Origin of the sequence: Salipiger sp. CCB-MM3 (assembly GCF_001687105.1) — a bacterium.
In the GTDB taxonomy this organism is placed as follows: Bacteria; Pseudomonadota; Alphaproteobacteria; order Rhodobacterales; family Rhodobacteraceae; genus Salipiger.
Map to the genome: position 1 here is coordinate 1,661,397 of NZ_CP014595.1, position 16,314 is coordinate 1,677,710.

Consider the following 16,314-nt stretch of genomic DNA (forward strand, 5'->3'; position numbering starts at 1 on the left):
TCTAATCAGCTTCGGCGAGAAGGTCCATAAAGGCCGGACCAAAGCGGTCAAAACGTCGCTCCCCGAGGATCCGTTCGAGATCTTCCGGCGCGGGATCGCGCAGCCCGGCGATCTTGGCGAGCAGCGAGGCAGAGCAGGACAGCGGCTTTTCGGTGCCATCCTCGCCGCGGATCAGATCGGCCTGCGCGCTCATCAGCCGATCGTAGAGCTCGCCCGAGCCGCGCGCGGCGGCGCGCATCCGCTGCGGGTGGGTCTCTTCGGGGGCGCCGCCGGTGATCACCGAGAGGAATTCGGCGCCATAGCGTTCCAGTTTCTTGGCGCCGACGCCGCTGATTGCACCCATCTGGTCGAGGCTCTCGGGGCGGCGCTCGGCCATCTCGATCAGCGTGCGGTCGGGGAAGATCATATAGGCGGGCAGAGACGCCGCCTCGGCCAGCGCGCGGCGCTTGGCCTTGAGCGCGGACATCAGCGGCGCGTCCTCTTCGCTGACCAGCGTCTTGACCTGCGGGCGGCGCTGCGCGGCCTTGTCGATCACGTCGCGGCGCAGCTCGATGCTTTCCTCGCCGCGCAGGATCGGGCGGGCGGCTTCGGTCATCACCAGCGCGCCGTGCCGCTCGGGGTCGGGGCGGACCAGATCGCGGCCCATCATCTGCCGGAACACCGCCTGCCATTGACCCTTCTTCAGGTCGCGCCCGACGCCGAAGGTGGGCAAACCGTCGTGGCCGCGCTGGCGCACCTTGTCGGTTTCATTGCCGAGAAGGATGTCGATCAGATGCCCGGCACCAAAGTTTTCACCGGTGCGCAGCGCGGCAGAGAGCGCCTTGCGCACCGCCTCGGTGCCGTCGAAGACCTCGGGCGGGCTGTCGCAAAGATCGCAGTTGCCGCAGGGCTCGGACGCTTCGCCGAAGTAGCGCAGCAGGGTCTGGCGGCGGCATCCCAGCGCCTCGGCCAGCCCCAGCAGCGCGTTGAGACGTCCGTGATCGGCGACCCGGCGCTCTGGCGGGGCCATGCCTTCGTCGATCTGGGCGCGGCGCAGGCGGATGTCGTCGGCGCCATAGAGGGTGAGCGTCTCGGCCGGGGCGCCGTCGCGCCCGGCGCGGCCGATCTCCTGATAATAGGCCTCGATGCTTTTCGGCAGGTCGGCGTGGGCGACCCAGCGGATGTCGGGCTTGTCGACGCCCATGCCGAAGGCGACCGTGGCGCAGACGATCAGCCCGTCCTCGGTGGCGAACCGCTCCTCGACGGCGCGGCGGGCCTCGGCCTCCATGCCGCCGTGATAGAAGCAGGTCGGGTGCCCCTCGTCCGCGAGCGCGCGGGCGAGCCCCTCGGTCTTGGCGCGGGTGCCGCAGTAGACGATGCCCGAGCGGCCACGCCGTGCGGCGGCAAAGCGCAGGATCTGCTGGCGCGGGCTGTCCTTGGGGGCGAAGGCGAGGTGGATGTTGGGGCGGTCGAAGCCGCGCAGGAAGGTCTTGGGCTGCTCGCCATCGAACAGGCGGGTGACGATCTCGGCCTGAGTTTCCTGATCGGCGGTGGCGGTGAAGGCGGCGATCGGCACGTTCAGCGCGCGCCGAAGCTCGCCGATGCGCAGGTAATCGGGGCGGAAATCATGGCCCCATTGGCTGACGCAATGCGCCTCGTCCACGGCGATGAGCCCGACGCCCGCCTGCGCCAGCATGCGCTGCGCGCCGCCCGAGGCTAGCCGTTCGGGCGCAAGGTACAAAAGCCGCAGCGAGCCGTCTTCGAGCCCCTGCCAGACCGCGTCGGTCTCTTCTTGCGTATTGCCGGAGGTCAGCGCGCCGGCGTTCACCCCGGCCTCGCGCAGCCCGCGCACCTGATCGCGCATCAGCGCGATGAGCGGCGAGATCACCACGGTCAGCCCGCCGCGCAGCAGCGCGGGCAGCTGGTAGCACAGCGACTTGCCGCCGCCGGTGGGCATGATCGCCAGCACGTTCTGCCCCTCGGCCACCGCCGCGACGATCTCTCCCTGACCGGGACGAAAGGCGTCATAGCCGAAAATGTCCTTCAGCAGCGCCTCGGCGGGCGCGATGTCGCGTGGCATGGGCTGGGGCCTGATTTTTTGATGACTGCTCTAGCTGGCAGACTCTCACACTAAGATTCGGTGAACAAGGCCTCGCGCCCCGTCCGACGCGGTGTTCCGGGCGGTGGGCGCCGGATATGCGTATTTATCAAAGAGAAGAAGCAGGGGGCGCTTCGTCTAGACGAAAATATCCCGGGGGAGGCGCGCAGCGCCGGGGGCAGAGCCCCCTATGGCCCCCCATGACCACCCCATGCCCCCCATGACCGGCGCTCAGTCCGGATCGACCTTGCCGCGCATCGCCTTGACCTCGCCGCGCTCTTTCTTGGCCTTGATCCGGCGGTTTTTCGAGCCGAGCGTGGGTTTGGTCGGGATGCGGCGGCGCGGCTTTTCCAGCGCCTTGCGGATCAGCTCGGCGAGGCGCTCGCGGGCGATCTCGCGGTTGCGGGCCTGACTGCGGGTCTCTTCGACCTGCAGGATCAGCGCGCCTTCCTTGGTCCAGCGGCGACCGGCGATGCGTTTGAGCCGCGCCTTCACCGGGCCGGGCAGATTGGGCGAGCGGTCGGCTTCGAAGCGCAGTTCGACGGCGGTCGAGACCTTGTTCACATTCTGCCCGCCGGGCCCGGAGGACCGGATGAACTGTTCGGTGATCTCCCAGTCCTCGATGGCGATGTTGTCGTTGATGCGCAGCATGGCCGGGACATTAGCGTGCGCGGCGCGGCTTGCAAGCGGGGCGGTCTCGTACAGCGGGGCGCGGCAAAAGCAGACGGCCCGCGCCGGAGGGGCACGGGCCGTGACTGAAAGAGACGGGTCTCTCAAAGTTTTCCCTCAAAAGCCAGAGCTCTCGAAAGCCAGAACTCTTAAAGGGAAATGGGTCACCCTGCCTGTGGGGTGACCCATTCGAGACGTCAAGGAGGCGGGGCCGGTTAGGTCGCGCCAATTCGGGTTCCTTCACGCCAGGGGTTGCCCTAGCGCACTGCCCTCCGAACTGTTCCGACACCTTTCTCCAATGTTTCTCTAGACACTGGATCACCTCCTTTCAGCTGTTTGAAAAACGCAAGTTCAGCGTGCCACGGAATGTGGACTCCGCAAAGCATTTTTAACAGCTCACGCGAGGGAACGCGCTGCAACTGCCTTCGAAACGATCATTCGGAACGGCACCAGCGCCAGGAGGGCGAGCGAGAGCTTTACCAGCCAGTCCGCCAGCCCCAGCGAGACCCAGAGCGGCACGATCGGCCCCATGCCCAGAAGCGGCAGCGTTTCATTGGCCCAGGACACGTCATTGCCCGGCTCGAGGAAGGTGAAGGCGCCGGAAAAGGCCACCGAGAAGAAGATCGCCGTGTCGAGCGAGCTGCCCACCAGCGTCGAGGCCAGCGGCGCGCGCCACCATGCGCCGCCGCGCAGCTTGTCGAAGATCGCCACATCCATCAGCTGTGCGGCGAGGAAGGCGGCACCGGAGGCGATGGCCACGCGCAGCGTCACGGCGGGATAGCTGTAGCCGTCGCCCTGCAGGATCACCTGCGTGCCGATCAGCGAGCAGATGACGCCGGTGACGAAGCCCGCCAGCACGACCTTGCGCGCGGCCTGCGCGCCGTAGAGCCGGTTCATCAGGTCGGTGACCAGAAAGGCGATGGGATAGGTGAAGGCCCCCCACGTCAGCCATTGGCCAAAGAGGAACTGCACGAGGATGTTCGAGGCCAGCACGGTGGCGGCCATGGCAAGAATGCCGGGAAGATAGGAGCGTGTCATGATGGTGACCCGTTTTACAAGGTGGCGGGGAACTCGGCCCACCTGACGGGCGGACGGACGGGGGCTTACTGGTTCATCGCCTGCGGATCAAGCGATTCCGGCACGTCCACTTCGACGAACTCGGTCTTCTGGAAGAACTTGAAGTTGTCGTCCGAGATCATCGTCAGCCGGATCCGCCCCGGTGCCGAGCGCCAGACGGCGAGGCCTTCGAGATTGTCGAACTCGAAGGCACCGCTTTCGAACAGCACTTCCTCGTGGCGGACCTTGTCGCCGGTGATGTCGAAGCGGCGCACCCGGCTGCGGAAGGCGTAGCCGGTGAACTCGCGTTCGAGCAGGTAGAACTTGCCATCGGGTCCGATGTCGGCGCCCACCGCAAGGAAGGTGCCGCTGCGGGGCAGCGAAAAGGGCTGGCTCCAGTTTTTGCCGTCGAAGCGCCAGACCGGGAAGGGTTTGGTCAACTGGCCCGAGCGTTCGGGCAGGGTGAGCAGGCGGCCCTCGGCGTCGATCGCCAGCGCCTCGAGCCCGGAATTGTTCTGCAGGTCGGGGTAGAAATCGCCCTGCGGCAGAACCGTTGCGGGCAGATCGAACCGCTCGGAGGCGTGGATGCGCGGCGGCCCTTCGAAAGAGACATAGATGCGCCCGCCGGGGCCGATGGCCAGCCCCTCGGCATCGTCGATCTCGGGGTTCATGCGCGTGCCGGTCTCATCCAGCAGCTTTTCCACCGGTGTGGCCTCGAGCCCGGTGATCACGCCGTTTTCGCGCTGGAACTGCCCCATGACGATGCTGCCACGGTCACTGATCGCGGTGAAGCTCTGGCCGTCCTCGCTGACCTCGAGCCCCGAGAAGCCGCCGAACCGGTCGTGGCTGTTTTTCCAGACATAGGTGCCGACCAGATGACCCGCGCCCGCCTGTGCTGCGCCACCCTGTTCTAGCGTCCCGGCGCAGGCCGGGAGCGCGCAGAGCGCGGCGAGACAGGCAGGGAGAAGGCCCCGGCGCAGTCCGGCTTTCAGGGACTGTGCCGGGGCCAAAAACAGGCCGGAATGGGCGGCGCTCAGCGCGCGGCGATGACGGAGGCGCATTGGGCCGGGAGGTCTCCCATCACGAGGTCACGCTTGGGCTTTGGGGTCACCTTGGGCGCGTTGGGGTCGGGCTTCGGCGGGTTGATGATATTGTTCACCCAAGCCTGCGCATCGGCGCAGCCATCGCCCGGCGGCGGCGGGGTCTGATCGACGCAGGAGGCATCGCCGCGCGGGCAGGAGAGCCGGACGTGGAAATGGTAATGGTGGCCGTACCACGGGCGGATCTTGCGCAGCCAAGCGCGGTCGCCGGTCTCGTCGTTGCACATCTGCACTTTGGCGCCGGGGAAGACGAAGATGCGGGCCACGCGCGGGTCTTGCGCGGCGGCCTTCAGCAGCGCGTGGTGCTGCGGCGTCCAGCTGCTGTTCACATAGGCCCCGGCGGCGCGGCGCATGGAGATCGACGAGATGTTCTCGCGCTGCTGGCGGGTCAGGTTGAGATTGTCCGCCGGGAGCATCCAGATATCGGCGTCGAGCCCCATCTGGTGGCTGGCGTGGCCCGAGGTCATCGGGCCGCCGCGCGGCTGGCTCATGTCGCCGACGTAAATGCCGTTCCAGCCGGGCAGCCGCGCGGCCTTGCGCGACAGGTCCTCGACGAAATCGATCAGCTGCGGATGGCCCCAGTTACGGTTGCGCGACAGGCGCATGGCCTGCCATGTGGCACCGGTTTCCGGCAGTTGCTGTGCGCCCGCGACGCAGCCTTTGGAATAAGATCCAAAGGCGGCGGGCTGCAGCTGGGCGGACACCTGCTGGGCGCCGAACATCTGCTTGGCGCTTTTCGAGGATATCACCCCGGTGACCTTTGGAAGCTGGTCCGTGCTGGTGACTTTGGGCGCGGGTTTGTCCTCGCCGCAGGCGGCAACCGCCAAGGCGAGTGTGAGGCAAATCAGGGTGCGGATCATTCTGCTCGATCTCCGTCTGGTTTCACCCAGAGTAGCAGACCGAGGCCGATTACGAAAAGGAAGATGAGCGGCGTGACGCCGATCCGTTGCGATCCGCTCAGCGCGGTGGCAGCGCCGATCAGCAGCGGCGCCAGAAACGACGTCGCCTTGCCCGAGAGCGCATAAAGACCAAAGGCTTCGGTCATCCGCGCGGGGTCGGCCTGCCGCACCATCATGCTGCGCGAGGCCGATTGCAGCACCCCGCCGCAGGCGCCGATGAGGGCCCCGAAGAGGTAAAAGGCCATGTCGGGCAGCTTTGATCCGGCGGCGACCGGCAGGCCGAAGACGGAGCTTCGGTCGACCAGCACGATGGCGATCGCGACCAGCGTCAGCAGCAGGATCATCGCCGCGATCACCGGCTTGGGGCCAAAGCGCGTGTCGGCATGGCCGCCGAGCCACGCAAAGAGCGCGCCGGATATGATCGCGATGATGCCGAAAACCCCGGTGTCGACCACCGACCAGCCGAGCACCCCCGCGGCATAGATGCCGCCAAAGGCATACATCCCGTTGAGCGCGTCGCGGTAGAACATCGACGAGGCGAGATAGGCAAAGAGCGAGGGCCGTTTGGGCAGGTGCCGCAGCGTGTCTTTCAGCTGCGTGAGGCCGCGCCGGACCGCACCCTTTGGCGAGGCGACGGCTTTCGGCTCTTTCACCCAAAGAAAGAACGGGATCATAAAGACCGCATACCAAAGCGCGGTCAGCGGGCCGACGGCGCGGGTGCCCTCGCGCTGCGCCGCGTCGAGGCCAAGCGCCGGATCGAGCCCGAGGAAGGTTTTGCCGGTGGCCGCGCTCTCGGCGAAGAACGCCAGCATCAGCGCCAGAGAGATCAGCCCGCCGAGGTAGCCAAAGGCCCAGCCGTTGCCCGAGATGCGACCGATCTGCTCTTTCGGTCCGAGGTCCGGCAGCATGGCGTTGGTGAAGATCGTGGCGAACTCCATCCCCACCAGCCCCAGCGCAAAGAAAAGGAGCGTGAGGATGAGGTTGAAATCGCCCGGCGCGGCGAACCAGAGCATGCCCGCGCCGATCACGTAGAGCGCCGAGAAGACCCAAATCCAGCGCAGCCGGTGCCCGCCGCTGTCGGCCATGGCGCCCAGCACCGGAGCCAGCAGGGCGATGACGAGCCCCGCCGCGCCGATGCCAAAGCCCCAGGCCGCCTGCGCGGCGCTGCCGTCGCCCATCAGCTCTTTGACATAGGGCGCAAAGATGAAGGTGATCAGCAGCGTGTTGTAAGGCTGGCTGGCCCAGTCGAAAAAGAACCAGCCCCAGATCCGCCTGCGCCGCGCGCCCGCTGTCGTCATGCCCGTCTCACCCCCTCGTCGCTGGCCCCCGTCGCTGGCCCCCGTCGCTGGCCCCCGTCGCTGGCCCCCGTCGCTGGCCCTGGTCGCTGGCCTTGGTCGCTGGCCTTGGTCGCTGGCGCTGCCAGTTCTGCCATAGACCTGTGCCGCGATAGAACAGGGCGGTGCGGGGCAAGGCAAGGCCCGGCGGAACTCTGGCCGAAGAACTGGCCATCGATCTGGGCAGAGCTCAGGCGGCGTTTTCCTCGGCCTGCGCCAGCGGCGCGGGCGCCGGCTCCTGCATCGGCGGCCAAGGGCGCGCGTCCTCGGCTTCGACCCATTTTGCCACCCAGTCCGGCAATTCCGGCGAGACGCTGGGCTGCCCGAGCAGATCCATCACCCGCGCGGGCGCGATCATCCCAGCGGCCGAGGTGACCGCGGTGCGAAACACCGCGTGGCTGGCGCAGTCGCCGTCGCTCTTCCACATGCTCTGCTCGAGATACATGAAGCGGTGATCCCAGCCGATCACCCGGCTGCGCATCTCGATCCGGTCGAAAAGCTTCACCCGCTTGCGGTAGCGCACCATCGTCCCGGCGACGGCAAAGCCCCAGCCTTCGCGTTTCATCAGCGCCAGCAGCCCGCTGCGCCGCGCCATCGGCATGCGGCCCAGATCGTAAAGCGTCAGCACCCGGCCATTGTTGAGCTCGGCGAACATGTCGAGATCCCACGGCCAGCAGATGTGCCGGGTGACGCTGACCTCTCCGGTGGGCAGCGGCGCGGCGTTGCGCACGAGGAACATTTCTTTGGCGAGGCGGAAGAACGGGTACATTGGGCGCTCCTTTCGGGGCGCAAATGGGCGACAGGGTGACGCGAGCGTCAACCACGACCTCGCGGCACTCTTGAGGTTTGGCGCGACACTGCCTAGGTCTTGGGGCGCTGACACAAACAAAGGGCGCACCCGCATGCAATCGCTGTTCCAGATCCTGATGCTGATCCTCGACGTGATCTGGTTCATCATCATCGCCCATGTGATCATGAGCTGGCTGATCAATTTTCAGGTTCTCAACCTGCGTCAGCCGCTGGTCGCGCAGATCTGGGACGGTCTGAACCGCATCCTAGAGCCGGTCTATTCCACCATCCGCCGGGTGCTGCCGCCGATGGGCGGGCTCGATCTGGCACCGCTGGTGGCGCTGATCGGCATCTATGCCATCCGCATCATCCTCACCAACAACGCCGGGTTCTTCTACGGCCTCTGAGCCGGGAAGACATTTGGGTGAGATGGGGGGCGCGCTGTCCCCCTCGGCACTTAGCGCCTCACCCCCAGATTTTTTCTAAAAAATGCGTATTTTCAAAGAGAAGAAGGGACCGGCCGCGCGCCCCCTGCTTCTTCTCTTTACAAATACGCCCGCCGGAGGCGGATCCGCGATCGCGGCCGGGCGTCGCGCCGGGTTAGGGCGGCGGGGCTGCCTTTTGCGGGCGCTTTGACAGCGACCGTCAGAACCGGTCGAGCAGTCTTTCGAGATATTCGAGTTCTTCCTGCGGACGTTCACCCTCACCCGAGCGGCGGCGGATCTCGTCGAGCAACTCGCGGGCGCGGCGGTAGACATCCTCGCCCTGCAGCATGGTCTCATCGGTGCCGAACTGGCCGTTGCTGCCGGAGTTGCGGCCCAGCGGGTCGCGCTGCTGGCCGGGCTCGCCGCCCTGCGCCATGCCCTGCTGGCCCTGTCCCTGCTGCTGTTGCTGCGCCAGCGCCTCGCCGAGGTTGCGCATGCCCTCGCGCAGCGCTTCCATGGCCTGCGACTGCTGGTCCAGCGCCTCGGCAAAATCATCCTGCCGCAGCGCTTCCTCGGCACCGTCCATGGCGTCATCGGCGCGGCGCAGCGCGTCGCGCGCGGCCTCTCCGGCCTCGGTGCCGGCGCCGGGCAGATTGCCGCGCTGGCGGTTCAGCTCGTCGCGCAGCGCCTGCTGGCGGTCGGCAAGGTTTTCCTCGAGCGTGCCGCCGTCGCCCTGCTGCGAGTTGCCCTGACCCTGACCTTCGCCCTGACCCTGGCTCTGCTGTTGGCCAGGGCCCTGCTGCTGACCCTGCTGACCTTGGCCGGGCTGGCCTTGCTGCTGACCATGCTGTTGCCCCTGCTGCTGGCCCGGTTGCCCCTGCTGGCCGGGGTTGAACTGATCCTGCAACTGGCGGAACGCCTCGTCCGACAGGCCCTGCTGGTTGCGCAGCGTCTCGCCGAGACCTTCCATCGCCTGCTCGCCGGGGCTCTGGCCCTGACCGGGCTGGCCTTGGGTGACCTGCATGTTCTCCATCATCTGCTGCAGCTGCCGCAGCGCTTCTTGCGCCTCGGCCATGCGGCCCTGTTCCATCAGTTCCTGAATGCGGTCCATCATCCGCTGCAGATCGTTCTGGCTCATCTCGATCATGTTCTGATCCTGAGCCATCTGCTGCTGGTTCTGGTCGGGGTTCTGCTGCGCTTGCCGCGACAGCTGCCGCAGGTAATCGTCGGTGGCCTCGCGCAGCTCCTGCATCAGCTCGGCGATCTCCTGATCAGAGGCACCGTTCTTCATCGCCTCGGTGAGCCGGTCCTGCGCGCGTTGCAGCCGTTCCAGCGCATCCGACAGATCGCCCTCTTCGAGCAACATCGCCAGATCCCAGAGCGCGCCGGCGATTTCGTCCTGCTGCTCGGCGGTCATGCCGTCTGCGGTGAACCCTTCGAGCCGCCGCTGGATCGTGCGCAGGCGCAGGTAGGGCACCGCCGAGCGGAAGATGTCGTCGGGCTGATAGCTGACGGCGCGCAGGATCTGCACCACGTCGCGGGCGTTCGCGCGCGACCACAGCAGGGCGCGGCGCTGTTCGATCAGCGCGGCGGCCAGCGGGTCAAAGAAGCGGCGGCCGGGCAGGGTGATCACCGAGCCGGTGTCGGCACCGGTCTGGCCCGCCTCGTCGGCAACCTCGAAGGAGATGCGCACCGGCAGGTTGGCCCAAGGATGCTCGGAGAAATTCTCGATCAGCGTTTCGGTGAACTCGGTGCGGCTGCCAGCGATGGGCATGGGCAGCGGCAATTCGATCGCGGCGCGTTCCTCGGGGTCGCGGGCAAGCCCGTAGCGGCGGTCGACCTCGCTCAGCGCTAGCTCGATCCGGGCGGTGCCGGAGACCACGCCGTAATCGTCGGAGGCCTGAAAGGGGATTTGCGCGTCGCCCTCGTAGGAGGATTCGATCTCGCCCTGCTGGGCGACGGCGGGCCGCGCGTCGGGGATCACGTTGAGATCCCAGCCGCGCCCGCCGGGGCCGTCGATCACCAGCCGACCCGATTGCGCGACGGTGAATTCCTGCGCCGTGTCCGCCGGAACCTCGGCGCCCGTTGCAGAATCGGTGGCAGGATCGGCGGCCGGATCGGGGGTGCGGCCCGAGACGGTCTCGGCAACGCCGAGCGCGCCGATCTCGCCGTAGAGCCGCAGGGTGATGCGCGCGCCCTCGGGCACGTCGAGCGATGCGGCTGTGATGTCATTGAGGTAGACCGAGGGCAGCCGGGTGTAGGCGGGCGGCTCCATCCAGCCTTCCCACGTGGGGCCGGAGGCCAGCGCCGCGCCCGAAGGGCCCATGCCGGTGACCGAGCGCATCTGCAGCACCGAGCCGAAGATCAGCGCCACCAAGAGCGCCAGCAGCGCCACATAGCGCAGGGCGAACGGGTCGGATTTCGACACCCGCAAGTCGGGCTGAACGGCGCGGGCCTCGTCAAGGCGGGCGCGCATCCGGGCCTGATGCGCCTGCCACAGCGCCTGCGAGCCGGGATCATTGCCGCCGATGGCGGGGGTGTCGAGCGTCGCCTGAATGGGATTGCCGCGCAGCGTGCCGTCGAGGCGCAGCAGCGCCTCCTCGCGGCGGGGCCAGCGCATGCGCCGTATCCCGCGCCAGATCGCCCAGCCCCCGGCGCAGAGCGCCAGAGCGCCAGCGGCCCAAACCCATTCCACGGCAACGAGGTCTTGCAGGCCGAGCATCAGCGCCGCGATCACGACGAAGATCACCGACCAGAGCGGCCAGAACGCCCGCACGAGCCGTTCCGCCGCCATGCCCCAGAGGGTCAGGCGGAGCGGCCATCTTACCGGCTTGAGGATGTCGGCGGGCGCGCGGTCCCTTGAGGGCATGCTCGTCTCCCGGTCCTTGCTGCGGGTCTTTCCTGCGGTGCTGGACCGCAGGGGACCCGTCAGGGACGGGGTCTTACAGCCACTCCGGAAGCGTATCGCGGTTTATGATTTCCTCAAAGCTCGGTCTCTGGCGAATGACAGCGAATTGATCTCCATTCACCAGAACTTCGGGGACAAGTGCCCGCGTATTATACTCCGAAGACATGACCGCGCCGTAAGCGCCGGCCGAGCGGAAGGCCACCAGCTCGCCCGGATTGACCTGCGGCATGGTGCGGGCCTTGGCGAATGTGTCGCCGCTTTCGCAGACCGGGCCGACGATGTCGTAGGTGCTTTGCTCTCCGCCGGGGGCGGGCTCGATCACCGGGACGATGTCGTGATGCGCGTCATACATGGCGGGGCGGATGAGATCGTTCATCGCCGCGTCGAGGATCAGGAAATCGCGGCCCTCGCCCTGCTTGAGGTAGATCACCTGCGACACAAGGATACCGGCGTTGCCCGCGATCAGGCGGCCCGGCTCGATCTCGATCTCGCAGCCCAGATCACCCAGTTCCTCGCGGATCATCTGGCCGTAATCGGTGGGCAGCGGCGGCGCTTCGTTGCTGCGGGTGTAGGGGATACCCAGCCCGCCGCCGAGGTCGAGCCGTTCAATGCTGTGACCGTCCTCGCGCAGCGCGTGGGTGAGATCGGCGACCTTGCGATAGGCAAGGCGGAAGGGTTCGAGATCGGTCAGCTGCGAGCCGATGTGCACGTCGATGCCGACCACCTTCAGCCCCGGCAGCGCGGCGGCGCGGGCATAGACCTCGCGGGCGCGGGCGATGGGAATGCCGAATTTATTCTCGGATTTGCCGGTGGCGATCTTGGCGTGGGTCTTGGCGTCGACGTCCGGGTTGACGCGGATGGTGACCGGGGCGGTGACGCCAAGCGCGCTGGCGACCTCCGAGATCACTTCCATCTCGGGCTCGCTCTCGATGTTGAACTGGCGGATGCCGCCTTCGAGCGCGGTACGGATCTCGGAGCGGGTCTTGCCGACGCCGGAAAAGACGATGCGCTCGCCGGGCACACCGGCGGCTTTGGCGCGGGCGTATTCGCCGCCCGAGACCACATCCATGCCCGCGCCCGCCTTGGCCAGCGTCTTGAGGATCGCCTGATTGGAGGCGGCCTTCATCGCGTAGCAGACAAGATGCGGACCCCAGCTCAGCGCTTCGTCGAACAGCAGGAAGTGCCGCAGCAGCGTGGCGGTGGAGTAGACATAGACCGGGCTGCCAACCTGCGAGATGATCTCGGGCAGGGGCACGTCCTCGGCGTGGAGAATGCCGTTGCGATAGAGGAAATGGTCCATGTCGGTCCCCGGATAACTGCTGCCGCCTAAGGGCTTCAGCGCGGGGATAAAGGATAACCCGTGGGAAGGGAACAGGGCGATGCATCGCCCGGAAACGGCGCCAAACCTTTGGGCGGGCGTCTCAGATCGGCCTTGATCGGAACCACAGGTAGAGCGGCAGGCCGCAGCTGACGCCGATGAGGAAGGTGGCGGGAATCGCCAGCAGCGCGCTCCAGTTGCGGCGCACCGCGACCTCGGTCAGGATCCAGAGCGTCAGGGTGACAGCGGTGATGACCAGATCCCAGCTCAGGCCGGTGACCGCGCCATTGGCCTGCCACGCGGCGATCATGCCGGGCAGCGACCAGCCGTTGCCAGCCAGCCAGCCAAGCATATGCACCATCGGATGCACCGCGCCCCAAAGCGCCAGTGCCAGCCAAAGGTGGCGCAGCCTCATTTGCTGGAAATGCCCATCTTCACGGTGCCATGGATGCTGACGCCGGGCTCGGGCGTGCTGTCCTTGGGCTCGGGCCGGGTCGGGGCGCCATCGGCGCCGCAGGCGGCGAGCAGAAGGGCAAGGCCAAGGGCCTGTGCGCTGCGGATGATCATCGGTAGTCCTCGCATTCCTTGCGATCTTTGCGCGCCCGGACGGGCCGGGGGCAGTCTCGCTCAGGAACCAGTTTCGCTCAGGACGAGGGGCGCGGCAAGTCGGCTGCCGCGCCGGGGACCTGTGTTCAGGTAACTGGCCTCAGGTGCCGACGCCGACCCGGACCGGGCCGCGTCCGGCGGAGACACCCACATGGGGTTTCACGCCGCCGGGGCCGATCGAAACGCCGGTGTTGACCCTTGGGCCGCGCGTGTTGGGATCCTCGCAGGCGGCGAGAAACATGGTCACGGCGATCAGGGTCAGTCCGGCGAGTCTTGTCATCCGAGGATTTCCTTCCATCGGGCCACCTGCTCGCGCACGCGGGCCGGGGCGGTTCCACCATAGCTCATTCGGCTTGCAACCGAATTATGCACGCCCAGCACATCGAAGATACCCTCGGAGATTGCGTCGTTGACCGATTTCATCTCCTCAAGCGAAAGATCGCTCAGATCGCAGCCTTTTTTCTCGGCCATGGCCACAAGCGCGCCGGTGATATGGTGGGCGTCACGGAACGGCAGGCCGGTTTCGCGCACCAGCCAGTCGGCAAGATCGGTGGCGGTGGAGAAGCCCGAGGCGGCGGCGGCCTCGAGGTTTTCGACATTGCCGGTCATGTCTTTGACCATGCCTTCCATCGCGGCGAGCGCCAGCATCAGGTTGTCGGCGGCGTCGAACACCTGTTCCTTGTCTTCCTGCATGTCCTTCGAATAGGCCAGCGGCAGACCCTTCATCACCATCAGAAGCGCGACATTGGCGCCGAAGATGCGGCCGATCTTGGCGCGGATCAGTTCGGCGGCGTCGGGGTTCTTTTTCTGCGGCATGATCGACGAGCCGGTCGAGAAGCGGTCCGACAGGGTCACGAAGCGGAACTGGGCCGAGGACCAGATCACCAGCTCTTCGGCAAAGCGCGACAGATGCATGGCGCAGATCGAGGCGGCGGCGAGGAACTCCAGCGCGAAATCGCGGTCCGACACGGCGTCGAGCGAGTTGGCCATGGGCCGGTCGAAGCCAAGCGCCTCGGCGGTCATCTGGCGGTCGATCGGGAAGCCGGTGCCCGCAAGCGCGGCCGCACCGAGCGGCGATTCGTTCATCCGCTTGCGCGCGTCCCGCATGCGCGACAGATCCCGGGCGAACATCTCGACATAGGCCATCATATGGTGACCCCAAGTGACCGGCTGCGCGGTCTGCAGGTGCGTGAAGCCCGGCATCACCCAATCGGCGCCAGCCTCGGCCTGACCCAGCAGCGCCTTCATCAGCGCCAGAATGCCGCCCTCTGCGGCGTCGCATTGGTCGCGCACCCAGAGGCGGAAGTCGGTCGCCACCTGATCGTTGCGCGAGCGCGCGGTGTGCAGGCGGCCAGCCGGTTCGCCGATGATTTCCTTCAGACGCGCCTCGACGTTCATGTGGATGTCTTCCAGCGCGGTGGAAAACGCGAAGTCACCGCCTTCGATCTCTGACAAGACCGTGAGCAGACCTTCCCGGATCGCTTCGGCGTCGCTAGTCTCGACGATGCCTGTGGCGGCGAGCATGGCCGCATGGGCCCTCGAGCCGGCAATATCCTGCGCCGCCAGCCGCTTGTCGAAGCCGATCGAGGCGTTGATCGCCTCCATGATCGCATCGGGTCCTGCGGCGAAACGGCCGCCCCACATCTGGTTCGAGGTCTTGTCCGACATGTGCTGCCTTTCCGGAGGGAAGATGAAAAAACTGGCCTTGGCGATCCTCTATACCGCCGGTGTTGCGCTTGCAAATCCGGCGCTCGCCGATGTGCAGAGCGCCAGCGCGCTGCGCGAGGGCGAGATGAAGAAGCTGGTGTTCCATCCGGCGCCGAAACCGGCGGGTACCGAGAGGTTCATCGACTTCGAAGGCAACCCCAAGGCGCTGTCCGACCTCGAAGGCAAATGGGCGCTGGTGAACTTCTGGGCAACATGGTGCGCGCCCTGCCGCGAAGAGATGCCCGCGCTTTCGGCGCTGCAAAAGGACATGGGCGGCGACAGCTTTGAGGTGGTGACCATCGCCACGGGGCGCAATCCGCCGCCGGCGATGCAGAGCTTCTTTGACGAGATCGGCGTCGACAATCTGCCGCTGAACCGCGACCCGAAGTCGAAACTGGCGCGGCAGATGGCGGTGCTTGGGCTGCCTGTCTCGGTGATCCTCAACCCCGAGGGCGAGGAGGTGGCGCGGCTGACCGGCGATGTGGACTGGGCGTCCGAGAACGCGCGGGCGGTGCTCGCGGCGCTGATCGGCGGCGAGAGCTGACATTCAAACCGGCGGACCTAATAGACTGCCGGGACTAAAACTGTCGGGACGAAAAAAGCAGGGCGAGACAAGCCCGCCCTGCTGCACTGGTTACCCTATTACCGTCACTGGTTACCGGGGCACTTGTTACTAATTCAATCCAAGTTAAAATTTCATTAGAAAATCATTTGGAAATTGGAGCTGGGTTATTTGGCTCCGTAAGGTCGAAGAGCAATTACCGAAGCGCCAGAGAGACGCGGTGCACGCGCGAGCTGTCGCCGTTCAGCGCGTTCTGCTGCCAGCTCTCGCGCGGCGCGCCGATATCGTCGAGATCGGTGCCGCCCGTGGCGATCAGCCCATCGTTGCCCCATTCGGCCCAAGCAAGCCCGGTCGAAGTGCGGCGCGTTTCGCGAATACGCATCTCGCGGCGGCCGTCGGCATGCACGATCTCATATTCGCATTCGCCCAGCGTGCGGGCGCAGCTGTCAGGCTCGAACCGCGTGACCGCGCCGTTGGCCGCAACGCTGAGCAGCACCTCGCCGCGCCGGTCGGTGTAATAGCGCCCGGCATAGGGGGCATCGCCACTATCGCCGTCGAAGATGTCAAAGCGGAACAGGCCCTGAACTTCGCCGCGCGCCAGATGGCTGACCACCCGGCCTTCCTGATCTTCCATCACCAGCAGCGAGCCCGGCGCGAAGCGCGCGGTTTCCATCTCGACGTCGGCGTGCAAAGGCGACGCGCAGATCGCCGCCAGCAGTGCTGTGAAAAATACGCGCATGGCAGTGCGCTCCTTTTCGATGGGCCCCCACCCGATAATTAAATCTCGGCGAATTGCGGCGGAAAATCAAATATCAGACAAAAATCCGCCGCAAATTTAGAAATTTCGCGGACAGTTATGGTTTA

The 16,314-nt window shown here is 66.4% G+C and carries 16 protein-coding genes; 2 read left to right on the top strand and 14 right to left on the bottom strand.

What is annotated here, in order from left to right; all coding sequences use genetic code 11:
* Position 1: 1 nt before the first annotated feature.
* The 7 genes from recQ to AYJ57_RS08040 all read right to left on the bottom strand — a co-directional run bounded on the left by recQ (position 2) and on the right by AYJ57_RS08040 (position 7,904).
* Entirely contained in the window at positions 2–2,059 is a 2,058-nt protein-coding gene (gene recQ, locus AYJ57_RS08010) for a DNA helicase RecQ (RefSeq protein WP_066103553.1), read from the bottom strand.
* A 249-nt stretch (positions 2,060–2,308) separates the two neighbouring features.
* Entirely contained in the window at positions 2,309–2,728 is a 420-nt protein-coding gene (arfB, locus tag AYJ57_RS08015; protein WP_066103555.1) for an alternative ribosome rescue aminoacyl-tRNA hydrolase ArfB, read from the bottom strand.
* Between the two features lie 414 nt (positions 2,729–3,142).
* The gene (locus tag AYJ57_RS08020; RefSeq protein WP_066103557.1) at positions 3,143–3,784 is read right to left on the bottom strand and encodes a queuosine precursor transporter; all 642 of its coding nucleotides are present in this window, start codon (positions 3,782–3,784) and stop codon (positions 3,143–3,145) included.
* 65 nt (positions 3,785–3,849) lie between these two features.
* Positions 3,850–4,863, bottom strand: a complete 1,014-nt coding sequence (locus tag AYJ57_RS08025) for an esterase-like activity of phytase family protein (RefSeq protein WP_083191188.1) — start codon at positions 4,861–4,863, stop codon at positions 3,850–3,852.
* On the bottom strand, positions 4,836–5,762 hold the full coding sequence (mepA, locus tag AYJ57_RS08030; RefSeq protein WP_066103559.1) for a penicillin-insensitive murein endopeptidase: 927 nt from the start codon (positions 5,760–5,762) through the stop codon (positions 4,836–4,838). The genes AYJ57_RS08025 and mepA overlap by 28 nt, the downstream gene beginning before the upstream one ends.
* Positions 5,759–7,099 carry an MFS transporter gene (locus tag AYJ57_RS08035; protein WP_066103562.1) on the bottom strand — a complete coding sequence of 447 codons (1,341 nt, stop codon included), beginning with the start codon at positions 7,097–7,099 and terminating at the stop codon, positions 5,759–5,761. Before AYJ57_RS08035 ends, mepA begins: the two co-directional genes overlap by 4 nt.
* Positions 7,100–7,325: 226 nt before the next feature.
* Positions 7,326–7,904: an acyl-CoA thioesterase gene (locus AYJ57_RS08040; protein ID WP_066103564.1), complete on the bottom strand. Its 579-nt coding sequence runs from the start codon at positions 7,902–7,904 to the stop codon at positions 7,326–7,328.
* Between the two features lie 133 nt (positions 7,905–8,037).
* Between AYJ57_RS08040 and AYJ57_RS08045 the strand changes: the two genes are divergently transcribed.
* Positions 8,038–8,331: a YggT family protein gene (locus AYJ57_RS08045; RefSeq protein WP_066103566.1), complete on the top strand. Its 294-nt coding sequence runs from the start codon at positions 8,038–8,040 to the stop codon at positions 8,329–8,331.
* A gap of 238 nt (positions 8,332–8,569) precedes the next feature.
* Here AYJ57_RS08045 and AYJ57_RS08050 read toward each other — a convergent pair whose 3' ends face one another.
* The 6 genes from AYJ57_RS08050 to argH all read right to left on the bottom strand — a co-directional run bounded on the left by AYJ57_RS08050 (position 8,570) and on the right by argH (position 14,849).
* Positions 8,570–11,218, bottom strand: coding sequence for a TIGR02302 family protein (locus AYJ57_RS08050; protein ID WP_066103568.1), 2,649 nt, complete (start codon positions 11,216–11,218; stop codon positions 8,570–8,572).
* 73 nt (positions 11,219–11,291) lie between these two features.
* The gene (lysA, locus tag AYJ57_RS08055) at positions 11,292–12,557 is read right to left on the bottom strand and encodes a diaminopimelate decarboxylase (RefSeq protein ID WP_066103570.1); all 1,266 of its coding nucleotides are present in this window, start codon (positions 12,555–12,557) and stop codon (positions 11,292–11,294) included.
* Positions 12,558–12,678: 121 nt separating this feature from the next.
* A complete protein-coding gene (locus AYJ57_RS08060; RefSeq protein WP_066103572.1) occupies positions 12,679–12,990 on the bottom strand; it encodes a DUF2834 domain-containing protein in 312 nt (103 codons plus the stop codon).
* Positions 12,987–13,157 (bottom strand): argininosuccinate lyase, encoded by a 171-nt coding sequence (locus AYJ57_RS08065; RefSeq protein WP_224905961.1) that lies wholly within the window; start codon positions 13,155–13,157, stop codon positions 12,987–12,989. Before AYJ57_RS08065 ends, AYJ57_RS08060 begins: the two co-directional genes overlap by 4 nt.
* 124 nt (positions 13,158–13,281) lie before the next feature.
* Positions 13,282–13,461 carry a hypothetical protein gene (locus tag AYJ57_RS08070; RefSeq protein ID WP_066103575.1) on the bottom strand — a complete coding sequence of 60 codons (180 nt, stop codon included), beginning with the start codon at positions 13,459–13,461 and terminating at the stop codon, positions 13,282–13,284.
* The gene (gene argH / locus AYJ57_RS08075) at positions 13,458–14,849 is read right to left on the bottom strand and encodes an argininosuccinate lyase (protein WP_066103578.1); all 1,392 of its coding nucleotides are present in this window, start codon (positions 14,847–14,849) and stop codon (positions 13,458–13,460) included. Before argH ends, AYJ57_RS08070 begins: the two co-directional genes overlap by 4 nt.
* Before the next feature lie 22 nt (positions 14,850–14,871).
* Between argH and AYJ57_RS08080 the strand changes: the two genes are divergently transcribed.
* Complete coding sequence (locus AYJ57_RS08080) at positions 14,872–15,432, top strand: TlpA family protein disulfide reductase (RefSeq protein WP_066103580.1); 561 nt, start codon at positions 14,872–14,874, stop codon at positions 15,430–15,432.
* 214 nt (positions 15,433–15,646) lie between these two features.
* Here AYJ57_RS08080 and AYJ57_RS08085 read toward each other — a convergent pair whose 3' ends face one another.
* The gene (locus tag AYJ57_RS08085; protein ID WP_066103582.1) at positions 15,647–16,189 is read right to left on the bottom strand and encodes a hypothetical protein; all 543 of its coding nucleotides are present in this window, start codon (positions 16,187–16,189) and stop codon (positions 15,647–15,649) included.
* Between the last annotated feature and the right edge of the window lie 125 nt (positions 16,190–16,314).